The following is a 20,046-nucleotide window of genomic DNA, read 5'->3' on the forward strand; positions in this document are numbered from 1 at the left end:
CGGCTCAGCCCTCCGGGGGCACGTCGATCCGGCCGAGGCCGACGCGCTCCCGCAGGGTCGGGCCGTTGCGGAACTCGCGGATGAGCGAACGCGCGACCTCGCGCAGGTCGCCGTCCGCGGCCTCCGCGACCGCCACCTGTCGCTGGTAGCTGGCGCCGCGATCGAGGATCGCCCCGATCTCGGCGAGCTCGCGCGCGCACTTCAGCTCGACGGCGATCGGCTCGAGGCGCTCGATGGTCTCGCGGATGTGCTCGCGCACCGGCACCTGCGTGCCCTCGCGGTCGACGATGACGTCGGCGTCGAGCCCGTAGCGCGCCGCGCGCCACTTGTTCTCGCGGGTGTACCAGGGCTGCAGGCTCGGCAGCTCCCGCCCCTCGTCGAGGTCGCGCGAGAACGACTCGACGAGCGTCTGCACCATCGCGGCCATGGCGGCGAGCTCCGGCAGGGTCGACATGCCGTCGCACGCGCGGATCTCGATCGTCCCCCAGTGCGCGGCGGGGCGCACATCCCAGCGCACCTCCGTGGCGTCGGCGATGACGCCGGTGCGAACGAGGTCGTCGATGTAGTTCTCGTACTGACCCCAGGTGTCGAGCTGCCAGGGCAGGCCGGTGGTCGGCAGCTGCTGGAACACAAGCGCGCGGTTCGAGGCGTATCCGGTGCGCTCGCCCGCCCAGAACGGGCTCGACGCCGACAGCGCCTGCAGGTGGGGGATGTAGCCCGTCAGGGCGTGGATGATCGGGAAGACCTTGTCGACGTGGTCGATGCCCACGTGCACGTGGATGCCCCAGATCATCATGTTGCGGCCCCACCACTGGGTGCGCTCGATGAGCTTCTCGTAGCGCGTCTTCTCGGTGACCTTCTGGTCGAACCAGCGGGCGAAGGGGTGGCTGCCGGCGCACATCAACTCGATGCCGAGGGGATCGGTCTGCGTGCGCACCGCGTCGATCGCATCCGAGATGTCGTCCACCGCGGCCGCGACGGTGTCGCCCACGCCGCTCGTGACCTCGATCGTGTTCGTCAGCAGCTCGGCCGTCACCGTGTGCCGCTCGAGGGCCGTCGACTCCTCCAGCGCGGGCATGATCTCAGGGGCGCGGCCCACGAGGTCGCCGGTCGCCTCGTCGGCGAGCATGAGCTCCCACTCGATGCCGACGGTGGATCTGGCGGAGGTGGCGAATGCGATCGTCATCCGCTCAGTGTGAGTGCCCGGGACCTCTGCCGGCAACCTGTACGCGACGTCCTCCGTCATCTGGCAGAATGGAGGGTCGGACCGGGTGCTCGACCCTCTATCCAGCGCCCTGAGTCCTCCTCTGAGCTTCCGCCGGTGTGCACCCCACTACCTGGCGACTGGTTCGTCTCGCTTTACACACCACACAGGAGAATCGTGGCTGTCAAGATCCGTCTGAAGCGCCTGGGCAAGATCCGCGCGCCGTACTACCGCATCGTCGTCGCCGACTCGCGCACCAAGCGCGACGGCCGTGTGATCGAGGAGATCGGCAAGTACCACCCGACCGAGGAGCCCTCGTTCATCGAGGTCGACTCGGAGCGTGCGCAGTACTGGCTGTCCGTCGGCGCCCAGCCGACCGAGCAGGTGCGCGCCATCCTCAAGATCACGGGCGACTGGGGCACCTTCAAGGGCGACAAGGATGCGAAGAGCACCCTGAAGACCCGCGAGGAGAAGTCGGAGTACGTCGCCGACTCCTCGAAGAAGTCGGTCGTCAAGCCCAAGGTCGAGAAGAAGGCCGAGGAGCCCGCGGCTCCCGCCGAGGCCCCGGCCGATGAGGCCGCCGAGGCCGAGGCCGCCGAGTAATCGTGCTGGCCGCCGCGCTCGAGCACCTCGTCAAGGGGATCGTCGATCACCCGGATGATGTGCGCATCGACTCGACCACCTCGTCTCGCGGGGATGTGCTGGAAGTGCACGTCCACGCCGACGACCGTGGCCGGGTGATCGGGCGCGGCGGCCGTACCGCGAAGGCACTGCGCACGCTCGTCGCCGCTCTGGCGGACGGCAAGCGCGTGCGCGTCGACGTCGCGGACGACTGACGTGGCAGCCGCGAAGCCCGCGAAGAACCAGTTGCGTGTCGGCCGCCTCGTCAAGGCCCACGGGCTCAAGGGCGCCCTCAAGCTCGAGCTGTACACCGACGACCCCGACGGCCGTTTTGTGCCCGGGGCGTCGTTCACCCTGCAGGTGCCTGAGCACTCGCAGTGGCACGGCAAGTCCATCACGGTGCGCGAGTTCCGCTGGATGAACCAGAGCCCCGTCGTCTTCTTCGAGGGCGTGGACGACCGCAACGCGGCCGATACCCTGGTCCGCGCGATCCTGTGGGTCGACGAGGACGAGGACGCGCCCGCCGAGCCCGATGCCTGGTACGACCACCAGCTCGTCGGCCTTGACGTCGTGCGTGACGGCGCCGTCGTGGGCAAGGTCGCCCGCGTCGAGCACTTCCCGGCCCAGGATCTTCTCGTCGTCGAGACCGGTGCGGGCGAGGTGCTCGTGCCCTTCGTCGCCGCGATCGTCCCCGAGGTCGACATCGAGGCCGGCAGGGTCGTCGTGACGCCGCCCGCCGGTCTGTTCGAGGAGCTGCCCGAGCCCGAGCCGGCCGCCGAGGCGGAGACGCCCGCTTCCGAGGACTGATCCCCGTGCGCACTTCGGCTCGCTCCGCTCGCTCAGCACACCGGATCGACATCGTCACGATCTTCCCGTCGTTCTTCGACGTGCTCGACGTCTCACTGATCGGCAAGGCCCGCGAGAAGGGCCTTCTCGACCTGCGGGTGCACGACCTGCGCGACTGGACGCACGACCGCCACCGCACGGTCGACGACACTCCCTACGGCGGCGGCGCCGGCATGGTGATGAAGCCCGAGCCGTGGGGCGCGGCGCTCGACGAGATCCTCGGTGACGACGCCGTGCTCGTCGTGCCGACGCCCTCGGGTGAGGTGTTCCGGCAGCCGATGGCGCGAGAACTCGCCCAGGAGCAGCAGCTGGTGTTCGCCTGCGGGCGGTACGAGGGAATCGACCAGCGCGTGATCGACCATTACGCCGCTGTCGGCCGTGTGCGGCTCGTGAGCATCGGCGACTACGTGCTCAACGGCGGCGAGGTCGCGTCGATGGCAATGATCGAGGCCGTCACGCGCCTCATCCCCGGTTTTATGGGCAACCCCGAGAGCCTCGTCGAGGAGTCGCACGAGGACGGCCTGCTCGAGTACCCGATCTACACCAAGCCCGCCGTCTGGCGCGGCCTGGAGGTGCCGCCGGTGCTGCTGAGCGGCAACCACGGCGCCGTCGCCGCCTGGCGCCGCGAGCAGAGCATCGAGCGCACGCGCGAGCGGCGCCCCGACCTTCTGTCGGATTGATAGCTCGCTTCGCTCGCGCCTCGCCCGGCGCCGAGCAGGCATCCGCGCGGCGAGCGGGCATGCGCGTACATGCCTGATCGCGCGCGGGATGCCTGCTCGGCGCCTTACGGGACCCGGGTGGCGGTGACGACGGCGTTCTTGAACTCCGGCATCGAGGAGATCGGGTCGAGGCGGCTGCTCGTCAGGAGGTTGGCGCTGGACGCATCGGGGAAGTGGAACGGCAGGAAGACCGTGTCGGGCCGGATGTCGCCGCTGACGCCGACACGGGCCTCGATCGCGCCGCGGGCGTTCTCCAGGCGCACCCGGCCGCCCTCGACGAGACCGCGAGCCCGCGCGGTGGCGGGGTGGAGCTGGGCGACGAGCTCGGGTTGGGCGGCCTCCAGCTCGGCCACCCGGCGGGTCTGCGTTCCCGACTGGTAGTGCTCGAGAAGACGACCAGTGATCAGGCTGAGCTCGCCGCCCCGCGGTGTCTCCGGCGCACGGGAGCGCACGGCGACGAGGCGGGCGCTCCCGTCGGCGTGGGCGAAGCGGTCGGCGAACAGCCGCGGCGTGCCGGTGCTGCCCGCCGGATACGGCCAGTGGGCGGCCGCTCCCTCGTCGAGCAGCGCGTGGCTCAGGCCCGAGTAGTCGGCGAGGCCCCCGGCGGAGGCGCGCGCGAGCTCGTCGAACACGACGGCGGGATCCAGGTCCCACACCCCGGGCGCCTCGAGCCGGCGCGCGAGTTCGGCCATGATCCACAGCTCGCTGCGGGCGCCCGCGGGCGGCTCGAGGGCACGGCGCCGGCGCAGCACACGGCCCTCGAGGTTCGTCATCGTGCCCTCTTCCTCGGCCCACTGCAGAACGGGGAGGACGACATCCGCGAGCCGAGCCGTCTCCGACAGGAAGAAGTCGCTGACGACAAGCAGATCGAGGCGGCCCAGAGCGTCGCGGATCGACTGGACGTCGGGGGAGGAGACGACGACGTTCGATCCGTGCACGAGCAGGGCGCGGATCCCGCCGGGGCGCCCGCTCGACTGCAGCAGCTGCACGGCGGGGATGCCGGGACCGGGGATGATCGATGGATCGACGCCCCACACCGCCGCGACGTGGGCGCGCGCATCCGGGTCGTCGATCCTGCGGTAGCCGGGAAGCTGATCCGATTTCTGACCGTGCTCGCGCCCGCCCTGCCCGTTCCCCTGTCCCGTGAGCGTGCCGTATCCGCTGCCCGGCCGGCCCGGCAGCCCCAGCAGCAGGGCGAGGTTGATCGCCGCCGTCGCGGTGTCGGTGCCGTCGGCGTGCTGCTCGACGCCGCGCCCGGTGAGGATGTAGGTCGATGCGGATTCGGCGAGCCGGCGCGCGAGTGATCGGATGTCCGTCGCGGGCACGCCCGTGACCTGCTCGGCGCGCTCGGGCCACCACATCGAGACCGAACGGCGCAGCGCCTCGAACCCGCTCGTGCGGCGTGTGACGTAGTCGGCGTCGTGGAGCGCCTCGGCGATCACAACGTGGATGAGCCCGAGCAGCAGCGCGAGGTCGCTGCCCGGCACCGGCTGCACATGCAGGCCCCCGCCGTCTGCGGTGAGGCGCGCGGTTGTGCTGCGCCGAGGATCGACCACGATCAGTCCGCCGCGGGCGCGGGCACCCTGGAGGTGCGAGACGAACGGCGGCATCGTGTCGCCGACGTTCGATCCGAGCATCAGGATGGTGTGCGCCGTGTCGAGGTCCTCGAGCGGGAACGGCAGCCCGCGATCGATGCCGAAGGCGCGGTTGGCGGCGGCCGCGGCGGACGACATGCAGAACCGGCCGTTGTAGTCGATGCGCGAGGTGCGCAGCGCGATCCGGGCGAACTTGCCGAGCTGGTACGCCTTCTCGTTCGTGAGGCCGCCGCCGCCGAACACGCCGATCGCGTCGCGTCCGCTCTGGTCCTGGATCTCCCGGATCCGGTCGGCGATCAGGTCGAGAGCGGCGTCCCACGAGGCCGGGTGCAGTTCGCCGTCGGCGCCCCGGAGCAGCGGAGAGACGAGCCGGTCGGGGGCTGTCAGGAGTTCGGCGGACGACCATCCCTTGCGGCAGAGCCCGCCGCGGTTGGTCGGGAAGTCGCGTCCCTCCACCGACACGGGGAGCCCGTCGGCGGGGGTCGGCGTGAGCGTCATGGCGCACTGCAGCGCGCAGTACGGGCAGTGCGTGTCCGCCGGGGACGCCGTCACAGGGCGGCCGCCTCTCGCGCGCCGATCATCTCGGCGATGCGGGCGCGGCAGCCGCCGCATCCGGTGCCGGCGCGGGTGCAGCGCCCGACGTCGGCGACGGTCTCGCAGCCGTCGTCGATCGCGTCCTCGACCGTCCCCTCGGTGACGCCGTTGCAGACGCAGAGCGTCGCCTCGCGGCCGGTGGTACGCGGGCCCGCATCCTCGGCCGTGTCGAGGCGCAACAGCAGGGATCGATCGGACGGCAGCTCGCCGCGCCGCGAGTACAGCACGCTGAGCTCCGCGCCCGCGCGTGGCATGCCCACGGCGACGAAGCCGGTGAGGGCCCCGTCGCGGGTGACCATCTTCACGTACGTGCCGTGCTGGGGATCCGCCCACATCGCCACGCCGGGTGCGTCCTCGCCGGCGGGGACGGGGGCGAACGGGTCGGCGGACACGTCGCCCGCCGACACCAGGTCGACCTGCGCGGCCTTGAGCGCGACGACGCCGGGGATGTCCTCCGCGAAGGGCGCCGTCTCGATCCCGTCGAGCTCGTCGCGGAGCGCCCGCGCGAGCCACTCGGCCTGGCGCCACCCCGGGCCGACGAGCCCGCTCGGGCCGCCCGGCACGTGGGCGTCGTGAAGGTGCACCGGATCGCCGATGTGGGCGCAGTCGCCGATCGCGTGGATCGCGGGGTCGGTCCACGACCGCAGCCGGTCGTCGACGAGCACTCCGCGATCGACGCGGAGGCCGGCGGCCTCGGCCAGCTCGCTGCGGGCGCGCACCCCGCACGAGAGGACCAGCAGGTCGCCCTCGATGCGCCGGCCATCCGAACTCACGAGGGCGTGGAACCGTCGGACGCCGTTCTCGTCCGCCCGCGCGATGATCGCCTCGGCGCGCGTGTGCGGCACGACGTGGACGCCTGCCGTCTCGAGCGCCGCGGCGAGGACGGACGCCGAGCCCCGGTCGAGCTGGCGCGGCATGGGCATGGGGCCGAAGTGCGCGACGCTCGGCACGGCGCCGGCGTGCGCAAGCAGCAGCGCGAGCTCGATTCCCAGCACACCGGCGCCCAGCACCACGACGCGGCCGCCCGTGGCGACCACCGACCGGACACGCTCGGCGTCCTCGGGCGTGCGCAGGACGCACACGCCCTCGGTCAGCGCGTCGTCCAGGCCCGACGCATCCGGCCCGACATGCTCGAGCCCGTCGAGGGGCGGAACCGTCGCCCGGGCTCCGGTGGCGAGCACCACGCGGTCGTACGGCACCCGCCGGCCGTCGCCGAGGACGACCTCGCGTGTTTCGCGGTCGATCGCGGTGGCGCGCACTCCCGTGAGGACGTCGGCTCCCGCAGCGCGCAGCTCGGCCGGATCGGCGATGGCGAGATCGTCGCGCTCGAGCTCGCCCGTTGCGTACTCGGCGACGAGCACGCGGTTGTATGGATCGTCCGCCTCCGCTCCCAGGATCGTCAGGCGGATGCGGCCCGCGGTGATCTCGGGAAGCAGCTCCTCGGCGTAGCGCACCCCGACGGGGCCGAAGCCGATCAGGACGACGCGGAGGGGAGCGGAGGGGACGATCCTCATCCGGAGCGCCTCAGATCCGGTGGCCGGCGAGCGAGGCGCGCGGCACGAGGTAGACGAGGGCGGTGATGGCGAGCATCACGGCGTAGGCCGCGATGAAGCCCCAGAAGGCGGCCGTGTACCCACCCGTCGCCGCCTGCGAGGCACCGAGCACCTGAGGGATCACGAACCCGCCGTAGGCGCCGATCGCCGAGATCAGCCCGAGCGCGGCGGCGCCCTTGCGCTGCGTGCTCACCGCGTGTGGGTCGCCGGCCGTCGCCGCCCCGCGGGCCGCGAAGATGCTCGGGATCATCCGGTACGTCGCGCCGTTGCCCATGCCGGTCGCGACGAACAGCACGAGGAAGCAGCCGAGGAACGTCCAGAAGCTCGCGAGCGGCAGGGTCAGGATGAGCGCGAGTGTGGCGAGGATCATCGCCGAGAACGCGACGATCGTCATCCGGGCGCCGCCGAAGCGGTCGGCGAGCCTGCCGCCGTACGGGCGCGAGAGCGAGCCCACCAGCGCGCCGAGGAAGGCGAGTGTGAGGGAGGTGGCTCCCACCTGGAACGTCGAGAACTCGGGGAACTGGTCGGCAATCAGCTTCGGGAAGACGCCGGCGAAGCCGATGAAGGAGCCGAAGGTGCCGATGTAGAGCAGCGCCATGACCCACAGGTGCGGCTCGCGCAGCGCCGACGCGGCGCCGGCGAAGTCGGCCTTCGCCGAGGAGAGGTTGTCCATGAAGCGGAACGCGCCCCACATCGCCAGCAGGATCAGCGGGATCCACATCCAGCCGGCGAGCTGGATGTTGAACGTCCCCGCGGCCCCCAGCGTGACGACGATCGGCACCGCGAGCTGTGCCACGGCCGTTCCGATGTTGCCGCCGGCGGCGTTGAGGCCGAGGGCCCAGCCCTTCTCCCGCTGCGGGAAGAAGTACGTGATGTTCGCCATCGAGCTGGCGAAGTTGCCGCCGCCGACGCCGCCGAGGGCCGCGATCAGCAGCAGCACGCCGAAGGGCGTCTCGGGGTTCTGCACCGCGAAGCCCAGCAGGGTGGCGGGGATGAGGAGGAGGGCCGCCGAGACGATGGTCCAGTTGCGGCCGCCGAAGATCGCGACGGCGAACGTGTAGGGGAAGCGCAGCGTGGCCCCGACGAGGCTCGGCAGCGAGATGAGCCAGAACGACTCGGAGGTGGACAGCGTGAAGCCGGCACCCGGAAGCATCACGACGACGATGCTCCACAGCTGCCAGATGATGAAGCCGAGGAACTCGGCGAAGATCGACCAGCGCAGGTTCCGCTTCGCGATGGCGCGGCCCTGGGAGGCCCAGAACGTGGTGTCCTCCGGGTTCCAGCCGTCGATCCAGCGGCCGGGGCGGAACGTCAGAGACGTCGTCGACGCGGCGGTCGTGTCGGGCGCGGAGGTGGTGCTCGTGGGGGTGGTGCTCAGGGTGGTGGCCATGGCGACTCCTCGGACGGGCAGTGATGGTGTTCTGAAAGCTATGCCGCGCGTGTTTCCGTGCCGGGTGCTCGGCCGTTTCCTCTCGATCACCTTTCGATCACCGCGGGCGGTGCGGCCGGTTGAGTCGTTCTTTACACGCCGGAAACATGGCCGGATGCGCCTGCGCAGGCCGGGCGCGACGTCCTTAGACTCGGGACATGGATGAACGAGACATCCCCCTGCGCGCGGCCGTCATCACGGTGAGCGACCGATCGGCGCGAGGTGAGCGGGAGGACCTCTCGGGTCCCGAGGCCGTCGCGGCGCTGCGCGTCGCGGGCTTCGACTGCGACGACGCGGTGGTCGTGCCGGACGGCGCGGAGAGCGTCGAGCGCGCGCTGATCGCCATGATCACGGCCGGCGCCGACGTCATCGTCACCACCGGCGGCACGGGCCTCGGTCCGCGGGACGAGACGCCCGAGGGCACGCGTGCGGTGCTCGAGCGCGAGATCCCGGGCATCGCCGAGGAGCTGCGCCGGATCGGCGCGGCCGAGAAGCCCGCGGGGCTGCTGTCGCGGGGGCTCGCCGGCGTCGCGCGCGGTGCGCTCATCGTGAACCTCCCCGGATCCCCGGCCGCGGTGCGCAGCGGCATGCCCGTTGTGCTCTCGCTTGCGAGGCACGTCTCCTCGCAGCTCGCGGGCGGTGACCACGCGTGACCGACGGCGCTGTCCGGATCGCGCGGATCTCGTCCGATCCGATCCGCCTCGAGGATCACCTCGCGGCGATCGACGACCCGCGGATGGGGGCGGAGACGTCGTTCGTGGGGCGCGTGCGCGATCACGATCCGGATGCGCGCGGCCCCGTGGCGGCGCTGGAGTACACCGCTCACCCCGATGCCGAGGCGGCGCTGCAGGCGCTCGCGTCCCGTGCGGCGGACGCCCACGGCGCGATCGTCGCGGTGAGCCACCGGATCGGGCGGCTCGAGGTGGGGGAGGCAGCGGTCGTCATCGCGGTCGCCGCCGCGCATCGGGGCGAGGCGTTCGCGGCGTGCCGCGACGTGATCGAGGACATCAAGCGCGAGCTGCCCGTCTGGAAGCGGCAGCTCGAGGCCGACGGCACGGCGGAGTGGAAGGGTCTCGGCGGCTAGAATCGCGGGCCGCGAGCGGGCGGTTCCTTCCGGATGTGAAAGAACCCGGGATCCTCGCGCTCGAAGGTCGTTGCAAAGGGGGTCCCGGCGGCGCATTCTCGGAAGAAACCGGATCTCATCGGAGAGAGCCGGACGACGGGAGGACCATCATGTCCATCGCAGTCACCGGAGCAAGCGGACGACTCGGCTCATTCGTGATCGACGCGCTCGTCGAGCGGGGCGTCTCGCCCACCGACATCGTCGCCATCACCCGGACTCCCGAGGGTGTGCGGTTCCGGGATCGGGCCGTCACGGTCCGTCAGGCCGATTACGACGACCCCGAGTCGCTGGATCTCGCGTTCCGCGGCGTCGAGCGTCTGCTGCTCGTCGCCGGCACCGAGGTCGGGCGGCGCCTCCGGCAGCACCGCAACGTCATCGCCGCCGCGAAGCGCGCCTGGGTCGGCTGCATCGTCTACACGAGCATGCTCGGCGCGGAGACCGAGGACCTCGCGATCGCGCGCGAGCATCGCGAGACGGAGCGCGAGCTCGGTCGCGCCGGGATCCCGACGACGATCCTGCGCAACGGCCCGTACCTCGACACGTACATGGAGCGGGCAGCGGACGACGTCGCGCGCGGCGAGGTCATCGGCGGCTCGGGCCGGGTGTCGGCCGCCCACCGTCGCGACTACGCGGAGGCCGCCGCCGCCGCGATCCTGACGCCGTGGGCCGGGCGCGTGTACGAACTCGGCGGCGAGCCGTTCGGCCTCGCCGAGTACGCGCGGGAGCTGTCGCGCGTCTCGGGGCGGCAGGTCGCGTTCCGCGCGCGGGAGGGCGAGGCGCTGCGCTCGGCACTCGTGGCCGAGGGAGTCCCGGCGGACGACGCGGCTCAGGCTGTCGAGCTCGATGCCGCGATCGCGCGGGGTGCCCTCGAGACCGGGTCGTCGGCGCTGGCCGAGCTCAGCGGCCGTCGGCCGATGACGCTCGCCGAAGCGGTCGATGAGGCCCTGGTGACAAGGGTCGCCGCGGCCTGACCTCGCTCAGCCGCCCGCGAAGGGCGGAAGGACGTCGACGGTCTCGGCGTCCGCAAGCGTCGCCTCGTCGTCGCGTCGTTCGCCGTCGACGAGCACTGCACAGCGGGGAAGGATTCCGCCGAGGCCGGGATACTCGGCCGCGAGCGCGGCGCGAAGCTCGCCGAGGGTGGCCTCGGAGCGCTGCTCCTCGGCGCGGCCGGCGGCCTCCTCGGCTGCGGCGAAGTAGCGGACGCGGGTCATCTCGACTCGCCTCGCTCGCTCGATACATCGCCCCACGCCTTCGCGAGCGCCACGACCTCCGCGACGGCGCTCTCCACGTCCGCCGGCGATCCGCCCGCGCGTCCCGCGGCGAGGCCGGCGAGGAAGGCCGTCAGCGGCGCCGCCGGGCGCGCGACGCCGTGGGCGACATCGCGTGCGAGATCGAGGATCAGCGTGACCGGCACCTCGCCCGGGTCAAGGCCCAGTCGTTCGGCCGCGGCGCGGGCCCAGTCATCCAGCGCCTCCGGCGGCAGGGTGCGGTCGGACATGTCAGGCCTCCCGTGTCCAGGATCCGCTGCGCCCGCCCGTCTTCGCGACGATGCGGGCGCTCTCGATGAGCGCCGAACGGTCGATCCCCTTGACCATGTCGACGATCGAGAGGGCGGCGATCGTCACCGCCGTGAGGGCCTCCATCTCGACGCCCGTGCGGTCGGCGGTGCGCACGGTCGCCTCGATCGCGACGCCGTCGTCCTCGATCGCCAGGTCGACGGTCGCGCCGTGCACGCCGATCACGTGCGCCAGCGGCAGCAGGTCGGCGCACTTCTTGGCGCCCTGGATGCCCGCGATGCGCGCGACCGCCAGCACGTCGCCCTTGGGAACCGCGCCGTCGCGCAGTGCCGCCACCGTCTCCGGTGCGACGCGGACGAAGCCGCAGGCGGTCGCCGAGCGGACCGTCGGCTGCTTCTCGGTCACGTCGACCATGCGCGCGTGACCGCGGGAATCGAGATGGGTGAAGCTCACGTGGATGCGCTCCCTTCGTGGATCGGGCAACTCCCGGCGGGACGGATCGCCATGTCAGGCGATCCCATCAGATCAGCATGACATCGACGAGGTCGCCCTCCGCGACGGCCTCCGTCTCGGCGGGGACGACAGCGTACGCCTCGGCATGAGCGAGGCCGGCGGCGAGATGCGATCCGGATCCGCCGGAGGTCGCGGGGCGCACCGTCCAGCGCGCGGGGTCGCTGCGGTCGATCACCGCAGGCAGGTACTGGCGCCGTCCGACGGGCGTGCGCCACGCGGCCGCGGCGGGGAGGCGGATGACGGGCCGCTGCAGCTGGGCGCGGCCCTGCATCGCCAGGAGCGCGGGACGGACGAACGCCTCGAAGGAGACCGCGACGCTCACCGGGTTCCCCGGCAGGCCGAACAGGAGCGCACCGGTCGAGAGCCGCCCGAACGCCTGCGGCTTGCCGGGCTGCATCGCGACCTTGGCGAAGACGATCTCGGCCCCGTCGTCGGAAGACCCGAGCACCTGCTTGACCACCTCGTACGCGCCGGCGCTCACCCCGCCCGAGGTGATGACGAGGTCGGCATCCGTTCCGCTCGCGAGCAGCGCGCGGAACTCATCCGGATCATCCGACACGCACGTCGCGCGCATCAGCTCGGCGCCCGTCGCCCGTACGAGGCCCGCGAGCAGCGTCGAGTTCGACTCGGGGATCTGCCCGCGCTCGAGCTGCGCGCCCGGCTCGACGAGCTCGCTGCCGGTGGAGATGACGATCACGCGCGGCGGCCGGGCCACGATCACGCGATCGACGCCCGCCGCCGCGGCGGCGGAGAGCTGCAGCGGGCCCAGCTCGGTGCCGACGGGAAGCACGACGTCGCCCGAGCGGAGGTCCTCGCCGCGGCGCCGGACGTGCGCGCCGGCCGCGCGGGGAGCGCGCCGCACCGAGACGGAGCCGAGGGAGTCCGCCAGCCCACCGGCGGTGTCCTCGAACGGGACGATCGCGTCGGCGGCCGAGGGGACGGGCGACCCGGTCATGATGCGGACGGCCTCGCCCGCGGCGATCGCCGGGTCGTCGCCCGAGCCGGCGGGAAGGTCGGCGACGACCCGCAGCTCGACCGGCGCGTCGGGCGAGGCGTGCGCGACGTCGGCGAAGCGGACCGCGAAGCCGTCCATGCCCGAGTTGTCGAACACGGGAACATCCACGCGTGCGTGAACGGGCTCGGTGAGCGTGAGGCCAGCGGCGCCGGCGAGGGACAGCGTGATCGTGCCGGTGGGCACGACCGCCGCCAGGATGCGCTCGAGGTGCTGCTCGATCGTCAGCAGGTCGTCCGTCATGCCGTCACCGGCTGCGCGAGCGGCCCCGTCCAGGCGAGCATGCCGCCGTCGACCGAGACCGCGTCGAGTCCCGCGGCGGCGAGGAGGGTGACCGCCTCGGCCGAGCGCACGCCGCCCTTGCACACCACCGCGACCCGGCGACCGCCGGCGGTATCGGCGATGCGACGGGCGACCGCATCCGGTGCCGTGCGGATCTCGCCGAGCGGCACGTGAAGCGCGCCGGCGATCATCCCCTCGCGCACCTCCTCGTCCTCGCGGACGTCGACGACGAGGGGCGCATCGCGCTCGCTGAGCGCGGCGGCGAGGTCGGAGGCGCGGAAGCGCGGGCTCGCGGTGGCAGCAGCGGCGCGCGACGCCCGCAGCGGCACCTCGCGCTGCCGCGTGTGCAGGCCGTCGATCACCAGGACGCGGCCGAGCAGGGGATCTCCGATGCCGGCGATCAGCTGGATCGCCTGGGTCGCCATGAGGGCGCCGACCTGCAGGCAGAGCGAGCCGAGCACGCCCACTTCGGCGCACGTCGGCACGTCGCCGGCGCTGCCGGTGGGGTAGAGGTCGGCGAGCCGGACCGGGGCCGCTCCGGCGGGCGGTGCCGACCAGAACACGGTGACCTGCGCGTCGAACCCCTGCACGGTCCCCCACACCAGGGGCAGGCCGAGCCGCTCGGTCGAGGCGGCGACGGCCTCGCGCGTGTCGAAGGTGTCGCTGCCGTCGAGGACGATGTCCGCCCCGGACAGGAGGCGCTCGGCGTTGCCGGGGGTGAGGCGCTCGCGCACGGTGTGCACGCGCGCCTCGGGGGCGAGGTCGCGGGCGGCGCGCGCGGCACTGTCGACCTTGGCGGCCCCGACATCGGCGACGCGGTGCATCAGCTGGCGCTGCAGGTTCGAGAGCTCGACGACGTCGTCGTCGATCACGGTCAGGGTCCCGACGCCGGCTGCGGCGAGTGCGAGCACCGCGGGGGAGCCGAGCCCTCCGGCGCCGACGATCGCCACGTGCGCCGCGGCGAGGCGTCGCTGACCGAGCTCGCCGAGCGGGACGAGCACGTGGTGGCGCGCGGTGCGCGCGCGCTCGTCGGGGGTGAGCGCCGCGACCGGCTCCACGAGAGGGGGAAGGGGGGACATGCGCACAGCCTACGGGGGCCGCCCCGCCCTGGCACGGGGGTGGGGTGCCCGCGACGTGTCAGGATCGGAGGATGCGAGCTGCGCGCGTGACGGCGATCCTGGCAGGTGTCGTGGCGGTGGCTCTCGGTCTCTCCGGATGCGCCCGCGATGCCGGAGAGTCGGACGGCATCGGCGGCGAGCTGACGGTCTACGCCGCGGCCTCGCTCGGGCCCGCCTTCGAGGAGCTCGCGGCCGAGTTCGAGGCGGCGCATCCCGGCGTGGACGTGCGTCCTCCGGTGCTCGACGGCTCGCAGGTGCTCGCCACGCAGATCGCCGAGGGGGCGCCCGCCGACGTCTTCGCGAGCGCCGACGAGTCGACGATGGAGCGCGTCGCGGACCTCGTGCGCGATCCCGCCGTGTTCGCCACGAACACGCTGGTGATCGCGGTGCCGCGGGGCAATCCTGCGGGGATCGGAGGGCTCGCGGATCTCGCCGATCCGTCCGTCACCGTCGTCCTGTGCGCCCGTGAGGTGCCCTGCGGCGCGGCGAGCGGCGCGCTGCTGGAGCGCGCGGGCGTCACCGTCGACCCGGCGAGCGAGGAGCAGAACGTCGGCGCCGTGCTGGCGAAGGTCGCGGCGGGCGAGGCGGACGCCGGGCTCGTCTACCGCACGGACGTCGCGCGCGCCGCGGTCGACGCGGTCCCCGCGGAAGGAGCGGAGGACGTCGTGAACCGCTACCCGGTGGCCGCGCTCCGCGACGCGCGCAATCCCGCGGCGGCCGAGGCATTCGTCGCGCTGGTCCGCGGCGAGGTGGGGCGCCGGGTCCTCGCCGAGCACGGCTTCGATGGGCCGTGAGCGCGGACCCGATGGACACGACTCCCCGGATCCGGCCCGATGGCTGTGCACCCGGCGGCATCCGCGCCAAGATCGGAGGGTGTGCATGCGCCTGGGATTCCGTCGATGACCGCACGCAGTGACGATCGCGCGCCCGCGGGGAACCTGCCCCGCATCCTGGCGCTGCCGGCGATCTTTGCCCTCGCTCTGCTCGTCGTCCCGCTCGGCGGGCTCATCGTGCGTGCCGAATGGGGAACGCTCTGGGCGGATGTCACGGCCCCCGAGTCGCTGAGCGCGCTCACCCTGTCGCTGGTGACGGGTGCCATCGCCACGGTCATCTGCCTGATCCTGGGTCTTCCGCTCGCCATCCTGATCGCGCGCGCCCGGCCGTGGCTCGCGGCCATCCTGCGCGTGCTCGTGACCGTCCCGCTCGTGCTTCCCCCGATGGTGGGCGGCGTCGCGCTGCTGTTCCTGTTCGGGCGGTCGGGCCCGGTCGGCCGCTGGCTCGAGGGGATCGGCCTCGGACTCCCCTTCACGACCGCCGCCGTGGTGGTCGCCCAGGTGTTCGTCGCGCTGCCCTTCCTGGTGCTGGCCGTCGAGGGCGCCGTGCGCGCGGTGGGCGTGGAGTACGAGCGCACGGCCGCAGCTCTCGGCGCCGGCCGCTGGGCGACGCTGCGGCGCATCACGCTCCCGCTCGCGGCGCCCGGGCTGGTGGCGGGCCTTGTGCTCTGCTTCGCGCGCGCGATCGGCGAGTTCGGCGCGACGGCGCTGTTCGCCGGCAACAACCCGGGCGTGACGCAGACGATGCCGCTCGCCATCTACACCGCGTTCAACGGCTCGGGCGTCGGGCAGGGGCCGGCGGTGGCGCTGTCGCTCCTGCTGCTCGTCACCGCGATCGCGGTGCTCCTTCTCGTGCGCGCGTGGCGGCCGGGGAGCGTGCGGTGAGCGCGCCGGCGCGCCGCGTGGCGCTGAGGGGTCGCCGGCGCACGAGCGAGGGGACGGAGAGCGCTCTCGGCCCCGGCGTCGCGCTGATCGCGGACCTGGCGGTGCAGCGCGGGGACTTCCGGCTCGAGGCCGAACTGACCGTCTCGCAGGGCGAGGTGACGGCCGTGATGGGGCCGAGCGGGGCGGGGAAGTCGACGCTGCTGGCGGCCATCGCCGGCGCGGTGCGCCTGACGGAGGGAAGCATCCGGCTCGCGGACGGCACCCTCGTCACACGTCGCCGCCACCCGTCCGCCGCGACCCGCGGCGTCGTGATGCTCGGTCAGGACGCCCGGCTGTTCCCGCACCTGTCGGTGCGCGACAACGTCGCATTCGGTCTCGCGGTGCGCGGCCTTGCCAAGGACCGGGCCCGCCAGGTCGCCGACGAGTGGCTCTGGCGCGTCGGGCTCTCCGGGTCCGGCTCCCATCGCCCCCGCGAGCTCTCGGGCGGTCAGCAGCAGCGCGTCGCACTCGCGAGGGCCCTCGCCGTCTCCCCGCGGCTGCTGCTGCTCGACGAGCCGCTCACGGGCCTCGACGCCGAGACGGCCGCCGAGACCCGGGCCGTGGTGCACGATCAGCTCTCCTCGACGCGCACCACCACCCTCGTGGTCACGCACGACGCATTCGACGCGGCCGCCCTCGCGCGCCAGGTCGTGGTGATCGAAGGAGGCCGCGTGATGCAGCGCGGGCTCGTGAGCCGCGTGCTCGCCGCTCCCGCGACGCGCTTCGTCGCCGCGGCCGCCGGGCTCAACCGCGTGACCGGTGCCGCCGACGGCGGGCTCTGGCGCGCCCCCGGGATCGACGGCGACATCCGGCTCGCGTCCGCCGAACCCGCCGCGGAGCAGGACGGCGCGGCTCTCGTGGCGGTCTTCCGTCCGGCGGACGTCCGCCTCGCGCGCGCGGAGGAGAGCACCTGGACCGGGGCCGTGCGCGTCGCTCGCGACCAGCCGAGCGCGGTCGGCGAGTGGCTGGCTCGGGTGACGCGGCTCGAGCCGACCCCCGGGGGCGCGCGAGTGCACACCGCCAAGCCCGACGTCGTGGTCGACGTCCCGGCCGCCCAGCTCGCGGCGCTGGGGCTCGGGCCCGGCGATCCCGTGCGTCTTTCCGTCGATCGCTCGGATGTGCGCCTTCTCGCGGACGGGTGACGCGCGCCGCCGGGGCCCGGGTGGCCGCGGACGACCGTAGGCTGAGCAGATGAAGAAGGGGCGCGTCTCGTGAGCGCGGTGCCGGTCGCCATCGGCCTGCGCGCGCCCGTCGTCGCGCCCACAGCGGGCCAGGGTGGCCCGCTCGTCGACACGTTCGGCCGTGTTCACCGCGACCTGCGCATCTCGCTGACGGATCGCTGCTCGCTGCGGTGCACCTACTGCATGCCCGAGCAGGGGAACGAGTGGCTCGCGCGCACGAGCATCCTGTCCCTCGAGGAGATCGAGCGGATCGCACGCGTCGCCGCGGCCGCCGGGATCACGACGTTCCGCCTCACCGGCGGCGAACCTCTGCTGCGCAACGACATCGTCGAGGTGGTGAGGCGCCTCGCGCGGATCGAGGGCCCCGCCGGACCCGTCCAGGTGGCGATGACGACCAACGGGATCCGGCTGCGCGAGTTCCTTCCCGACCTGATCGACGCGGGCCTGTCGCGCCTCAACATCTCGATCGACACGCTCCGCCGCGACCGCTTCCGCGACCTCACCCGCCGCGACCGGCTCGACGACGTGCTCGACGGGATCGCCGCCGCGGCGGAGTCGGGTCTCACGCCCCTCAAGCTCAACGCCGTCGCCATGCGCGACGTGAACGACGACGAGCTCGTCGAGCTCGTGGAGTTCGCCGTGGCGCACGACGCGCAGCTGCGCTTCATCGAGCAGATGCCGCTGGATGCCGGGCACACCTGGTCGCGGGAGCGGATGGTCACCCGCGAGGAGATCCTGCAGGCGCTGTCGGCGCGCTGGCGGCTCACACCGGTGGCGGGGCGCGGGGGAGCGCCGGCCGAGACCTGGATCCTCGACGACGGACCGCACAAGGTGGGCGTCATCGCGTCGGTCACCGCGCCCTTCTGCGGGGACTGCGACCGGCTGCGCCTGACCGCCGACGGGCAGCTGCGCAACTGCCTGTTCTCCACCACCGAGTTCGACCTGCTGCCGATCCTGCGCAGCGACGCGGATGATCTCGACGCGCGCCTCGACGCGATGCTGCGCGGCTGCATCCTCCGGAAGCTTCCGGGGCACGCGATCGACGATCCGTCGTTCCTGCAGCCGGCGCGCGGGATGAACGCGATCGGCGGCTGATCGGCGCTATCCGGGCCGATCTGTCGGGCGGGGCGTCAAAGCGCGTCGAGGCCCTCGCGGTACCGCTCGGCGATGACCTGGGCGATCCGCTCATCCGGACCGATGGGCGCGGTCACGACATCCGCGCCGGCGGCGGCGACCTCGTTCGCGAAGTACCCGGGAGCGAGCACGTAGCTCGCCGCCACGACGCGCTCCGCGCCGGCGGCGCGCGCGGATGCGACGGCCGTGGCGATGCGCGGGTCGGCCCCCGCCGCGTAGCCGACCGTGACCGGGTTCGGGATCAGCGGGGCGAGCAGGTCGCGCATCCGCTCGACGTGCACGGCCGCCTCGGGACGGGACGACCCCGCGGCAGCGAGCACAACGTGGTCTCCGGCGCGCAGTCCGGCCTCCTCCAGTCGCGCGACGAGCGTCTCGGCGAGCAGCGGATGCGGCCCGAGCGGCGCCGCGGCAACCACGTCCTCGCGCGTGCGGGCGGCGCGGGCGATGTCGATGCCGGTGTGGAACCCCGCGGAGAGCAGCAGAGGCACGATCACTGCCGGCCCGTCGACCGAGGCGACGACGTCGTCGATCGACGGCTCCTGCACATCCACGAAGGCCTCGGCGATCGGCGTCTCGGGGAGAAGCTGCTGCACCTGCGCGATGAGCGCGTGGATCGCGTCGCGCCCCTCCTGGAACCGGGTCCCGTGCGAGCAGGCGATGAGCGTCATTGATCCTCCACGTTCAGCCGGTAGCCGCGCTTCACGACGGTCTTGATCACGTCGGGGGCGCCGAGCGCCTCGCGCAGCCGCGCGACGGCCATCTCCACGGCGTGCGGGCTCTGGCCCGATCGCGGCAGCACGCGCTGCAGATCGGCGCGGGAGACGACGCCGCCTCCCGCCTCGAACAGCGCCGCGACAACGTCGACGCCGGTCGGCGACAGCGGGATGTAGCGACCGTCGAGCACCGCGCCGCCGCTGCGCAGCTCGAACCTGCCGGCGGGCGTCACGTGGTGGGGCGCGTGGCCGCCGCCGAAGTGCATCACGACCGCGCGCACGAGCGATCCGAGCCGCCCCCGCTCCGCGATCAGCGTCTCGATGTCCGCCTCGATCAGGGGCTCTGCGGTGATGGGGCCGACGGCGGTCATCAGCAGCCGCCGCTTCCGGGCGCGCAGCCGGATCGCGTCGAGCGCGTCGGCGCGCCGCGCCTCGGCGAGCCATTCGGCGGCGCCCGGTGCGGAGGTGAACAGCACGGCGTCGTAATCCCCGCGCGCGGCGGCGAGCACCGACCGGCGCACGACGGCCGGGTCCGGGGGAGGGCCCCAGCGGTACACCGTGAGGCTCACGACCTCGGCACCGTGTCCGGTGAACAGCTCGTCGAGCCCGTCCGCACCCGAGCCGTGATGCTGCACGGCGATCCGCTTGCCGGACACACCCTCGGCGACGAGGTACTGGCCGAGCTCCGCGGCCGTCTCGGATTCGGCGACCCAGTCGGCCGTGAAGCCCGCCTGCTGGATCGCGCCGCGCGCCTTCGGCCCGCGGGCGACGATCTGCGCGCCGCGGAACGCGACCTCCAGGTCTTCGGCGAGCCCTGCCTCATCCGCCGCCTCGACCCAGCCGCGGAATCCGACGCCCGTCGTCGCGACGACGATGTCCGGCGGATCGGCGATGAGCTCCCGGGTCCGCGAGATCAGGCTCGGGTCGTCGATGTGGGATTCGATCGTGAGGGCCGCGGCCTGCTGGACCGTCGCGCCGTGCCGCTCGAGGGCCGCCGTCAGCTCGCTCGAGCGCCGATCCACGGCGATGAGCACCGAGCAACCGGCCAGGGCGGTCGAGAGCAGGCGCGGCGCCGCGCTGGAGTCGGGGATGAGGTCCGGCACGGGGGTCACGTCTTCCAGGGGGAGGTCGGAGA

At 73.2% G+C, this 20,046-nt stretch carries 22 protein-coding genes; 11 read left to right on the top strand and 11 right to left on the bottom strand.

The annotated features are described in order from the left end of the window. Positions 1-4: 4 nt before the first annotated feature. On the bottom strand, positions 5-1,186 hold the full coding sequence (locus IR155_RS00295; RefSeq protein WP_135112010.1) for a glutamate--cysteine ligase: 1,182 nt from the start codon (positions 1,184-1,186) through the stop codon (positions 5-7). A 195-nt stretch (positions 1,187-1,381) separates the two neighbouring features. Here IR155_RS00295 and rpsP point away from each other — a divergent pair, with 195 nt between their 5' ends. Genes rpsP through trmD form a run of 4 tightly spaced genes read left to right on the top strand, consistent with a single transcriptional unit; the run spans position 1,382 to position 3,351 of the window. Continuing rightward, the gene (gene rpsP / locus IR155_RS00300) at positions 1,382-1,807 is read left to right on the top strand and encodes a 30S ribosomal protein S16 (RefSeq protein WP_135112012.1); all 426 of its coding nucleotides are present in this window, start codon (positions 1,382-1,384) and stop codon (positions 1,805-1,807) included. Positions 1,808-1,809: 2 nt separating this feature from the next. Then, a complete protein-coding gene (locus tag IR155_RS00305) occupies positions 1,810-2,040 on the top strand; it encodes an RNA-binding protein (protein ID WP_135112014.1) in 231 nt (76 codons plus the stop codon). 1 nt (position 2,041) lies between these two features. Next, entirely contained in the window at positions 2,042-2,632 is a 591-nt protein-coding gene (gene rimM / locus IR155_RS00310; RefSeq protein ID WP_135112016.1) for a ribosome maturation factor RimM, read from the top strand. Positions 2,633-2,637: 5 nt separating this feature from the next. Further along, the gene (gene trmD / locus IR155_RS00315) at positions 2,638-3,351 is read left to right on the top strand and encodes a tRNA (guanosine(37)-N1)-methyltransferase TrmD (RefSeq protein WP_135112018.1); all 714 of its coding nucleotides are present in this window, start codon (positions 2,638-2,640) and stop codon (positions 3,349-3,351) included. A 104-nt stretch (positions 3,352-3,455) separates the two neighbouring features. On the opposite strand, the gene IR155_RS00320 is transcribed toward trmD, so the two are convergent. From IR155_RS00320 to IR155_RS00330, 3 genes are read right to left on the bottom strand one after another with little or no spacing between them, the layout of a single operon-like run. Then, positions 3,456-5,537 carry a molybdopterin oxidoreductase family protein gene (locus IR155_RS00320; RefSeq protein WP_267899505.1) on the bottom strand — a complete coding sequence of 694 codons (2,082 nt, stop codon included), beginning with the start codon at positions 5,535-5,537 and terminating at the stop codon, positions 3,456-3,458. Then, the gene (locus IR155_RS00325) at positions 5,534-7,093 is read right to left on the bottom strand and encodes an FAD-dependent oxidoreductase (protein ID WP_135112022.1); all 1,560 of its coding nucleotides are present in this window, start codon (positions 7,091-7,093) and stop codon (positions 5,534-5,536) included. The genes IR155_RS00320 and IR155_RS00325 overlap by 4 nt, the downstream gene beginning before the upstream one ends. A gap of 10 nt (positions 7,094-7,103) precedes the next feature. Further along, the gene (locus IR155_RS00330) at positions 7,104-8,522 is read right to left on the bottom strand and encodes an MFS transporter (protein WP_135112024.1); all 1,419 of its coding nucleotides are present in this window, start codon (positions 8,520-8,522) and stop codon (positions 7,104-7,106) included. A gap of 197 nt (positions 8,523-8,719) precedes the next feature. Between IR155_RS00330 and IR155_RS00335 the strand changes: the two genes are divergently transcribed. The 3 genes from IR155_RS00335 to IR155_RS00345 all read left to right on the top strand — a co-directional run bounded on the left by IR155_RS00335 (position 8,720) and on the right by IR155_RS00345 (position 10,655). Next, positions 8,720-9,214, top strand: coding sequence for a MogA/MoaB family molybdenum cofactor biosynthesis protein (locus IR155_RS00335; protein ID WP_167760675.1), 495 nt, complete (start codon positions 8,720-8,722; stop codon positions 9,212-9,214). Further along, complete coding sequence (locus IR155_RS00340; protein ID WP_135112026.1) at positions 9,211-9,645, top strand: molybdenum cofactor biosynthesis protein MoaE; 435 nt, start codon at positions 9,211-9,213, stop codon at positions 9,643-9,645. The genes IR155_RS00335 and IR155_RS00340 overlap by 4 nt, the downstream gene beginning before the upstream one ends. Positions 9,646-9,794: 149 nt before the next feature. Then, a complete protein-coding gene (locus IR155_RS00345) occupies positions 9,795-10,655 on the top strand; it encodes an NAD(P)H-binding protein (RefSeq protein WP_135112028.1) in 861 nt (286 codons plus the stop codon). A gap of 6 nt (positions 10,656-10,661) precedes the next feature. Here the strand turns inward: IR155_RS00345 and IR155_RS00350 are convergent, their stop codons facing one another. The 5 genes from IR155_RS00350 to IR155_RS00370 form a co-directional block, all read right to left on the bottom strand. Then, entirely contained in the window at positions 10,662-10,895 is a 234-nt protein-coding gene (locus IR155_RS00350) for a MoaD/ThiS family protein (RefSeq protein WP_135112030.1), read from the bottom strand. Continuing rightward, a complete protein-coding gene (locus IR155_RS00355) occupies positions 10,892-11,182 on the bottom strand; it encodes a DUF6457 domain-containing protein (protein ID WP_135112032.1) in 291 nt (96 codons plus the stop codon). Before IR155_RS00355 ends, IR155_RS00350 begins: the two co-directional genes overlap by 4 nt. 1 nt (position 11,183) lies before the next feature. After that, positions 11,184-11,654: a cyclic pyranopterin monophosphate synthase MoaC gene (gene moaC, locus IR155_RS00360; protein ID WP_135112034.1), complete on the bottom strand. Its 471-nt coding sequence runs from the start codon at positions 11,652-11,654 to the stop codon at positions 11,184-11,186. A gap of 67 nt (positions 11,655-11,721) precedes the next feature. After that, entirely contained in the window at positions 11,722-12,969 is a 1,248-nt protein-coding gene (locus IR155_RS00365) for a molybdopterin molybdotransferase MoeA (protein ID WP_135112036.1), read from the bottom strand. Further along, the gene (locus IR155_RS00370) at positions 12,966-14,087 is read right to left on the bottom strand and encodes a ThiF family adenylyltransferase (protein ID WP_135112038.1); all 1,122 of its coding nucleotides are present in this window, start codon (positions 14,085-14,087) and stop codon (positions 12,966-12,968) included. The genes IR155_RS00365 and IR155_RS00370 overlap by 4 nt, the downstream gene beginning before the upstream one ends. Positions 14,088-14,158: 71 nt before the next feature. On the opposite strand from IR155_RS00370, the gene modA reads away from it, so the two are divergent. The 4 genes from modA to moaA all read left to right on the top strand — a co-directional run bounded on the left by modA (position 14,159) and on the right by moaA (position 18,159). Further along, a complete protein-coding gene (gene modA / locus IR155_RS00375; protein ID WP_135112040.1) occupies positions 14,159-14,920 on the top strand; it encodes a molybdate ABC transporter substrate-binding protein in 762 nt (253 codons plus the stop codon). 105 nt (positions 14,921-15,025) lie between these two features. Beyond that, complete coding sequence (locus IR155_RS00380; RefSeq protein ID WP_135112042.1) at positions 15,026-15,844, top strand: ABC transporter permease; 819 nt, start codon at positions 15,026-15,028, stop codon at positions 15,842-15,844. Further along, entirely contained in the window at positions 15,841-17,025 is a 1,185-nt protein-coding gene (locus IR155_RS00385) for a sulfate/molybdate ABC transporter ATP-binding protein (RefSeq protein WP_233441044.1), read from the top strand. Before IR155_RS00380 ends, IR155_RS00385 begins: the two co-directional genes overlap by 4 nt. A 69-nt stretch (positions 17,026-17,094) precedes the next feature. After that, entirely contained in the window at positions 17,095-18,159 is a 1,065-nt protein-coding gene (moaA, locus tag IR155_RS00390; RefSeq protein ID WP_135112044.1) for a GTP 3',8-cyclase MoaA, read from the top strand. Positions 18,160-18,194: 35 nt separating this feature from the next. Here moaA and IR155_RS00395 read toward each other — a convergent pair whose 3' ends face one another. Together IR155_RS00395 and IR155_RS00400 are read right to left on the bottom strand one after the other, a co-directional pair. Continuing rightward, positions 18,195-18,866, bottom strand: coding sequence for a sirohydrochlorin chelatase (locus IR155_RS00395; RefSeq protein WP_135112047.1), 672 nt, complete (start codon positions 18,864-18,866; stop codon positions 18,195-18,197). Continuing rightward, on the bottom strand, positions 18,863-20,023 hold the full coding sequence (locus IR155_RS00400; protein WP_409366526.1) for a uroporphyrinogen-III synthase: 1,161 nt from the start codon (positions 20,021-20,023) through the stop codon (positions 18,863-18,865). Before IR155_RS00400 ends, IR155_RS00395 begins: the two co-directional genes overlap by 4 nt. Between the last annotated feature and the right edge of the window lie 23 nt (positions 20,024-20,046).

The organism is Microbacterium paludicola (genome assembly GCF_015235415.1).
GTDB lineage: Bacteria > Actinomycetota > Actinomycetes > Actinomycetales > Microbacteriaceae > Microbacterium > Microbacterium paludicola.

Coding starts and splice junctions, on each gene's coding strand:
- IR155_RS00295 (WP_135112010.1), bottom strand. CDS start 1,186: ATGACGATCGCATTCGCCACCTCCGCCAGATCCACCGTCGGCATCGAG.
- IR155_RS00325 (WP_135112022.1), bottom strand. CDS start 7,093: ATGAGGATCGTCCCCTCCGCTCCCCTCCGCGTCGTCCTGATCGGCTTC.
- IR155_RS00330 (WP_135112024.1), bottom strand. CDS start 8,522: ATGGCCACCACCCTGAGCACCACCCCCACGAGCACCACCTCCGCGCCC.
- IR155_RS00335 (WP_167760675.1), top strand. CDS start 8,720: ATGGATGAACGAGACATCCCCCTGCGCGCGGCCGTCATCACGGTGAGC.
- IR155_RS00345 (WP_135112028.1), top strand. CDS start 9,795: ATGTCCATCGCAGTCACCGGAGCAAGCGGACGACTCGGCTCATTCGTG.
- IR155_RS00350 (WP_135112030.1), bottom strand. CDS start 10,895: ATGACCCGCGTCCGCTACTTCGCCGCAGCCGAGGAGGCCGCCGGCCGC.
- IR155_RS00355 (WP_135112032.1), bottom strand. CDS start 11,182: ATGTCCGACCGCACCCTGCCGCCGGAGGCGCTGGATGACTGGGCCCGC.
- IR155_RS00365 (WP_135112036.1), bottom strand. CDS start 12,969: ATGACGGACGACCTGCTGACGATCGAGCAGCACCTCGAGCGCATCCTG.
- IR155_RS00370 (WP_135112038.1), bottom strand. CDS start 14,087: ATGTCCCCCCTTCCCCCTCTCGTGGAGCCGGTCGCGGCGCTCACCCCC.
- modA (WP_135112040.1), top strand. CDS start 14,159: ATGCGAGCTGCGCGCGTGACGGCGATCCTGGCAGGTGTCGTGGCGGTG.
- IR155_RS00380 (WP_135112042.1), top strand. CDS start 15,026: ATGACCGCACGCAGTGACGATCGCGCGCCCGCGGGGAACCTGCCCCGC.
- IR155_RS00395 (WP_135112047.1), bottom strand. CDS start 18,866: ATGACGCTCATCGCCTGCTCGCACGGGACCCGGTTCCAGGAGGGGCGC.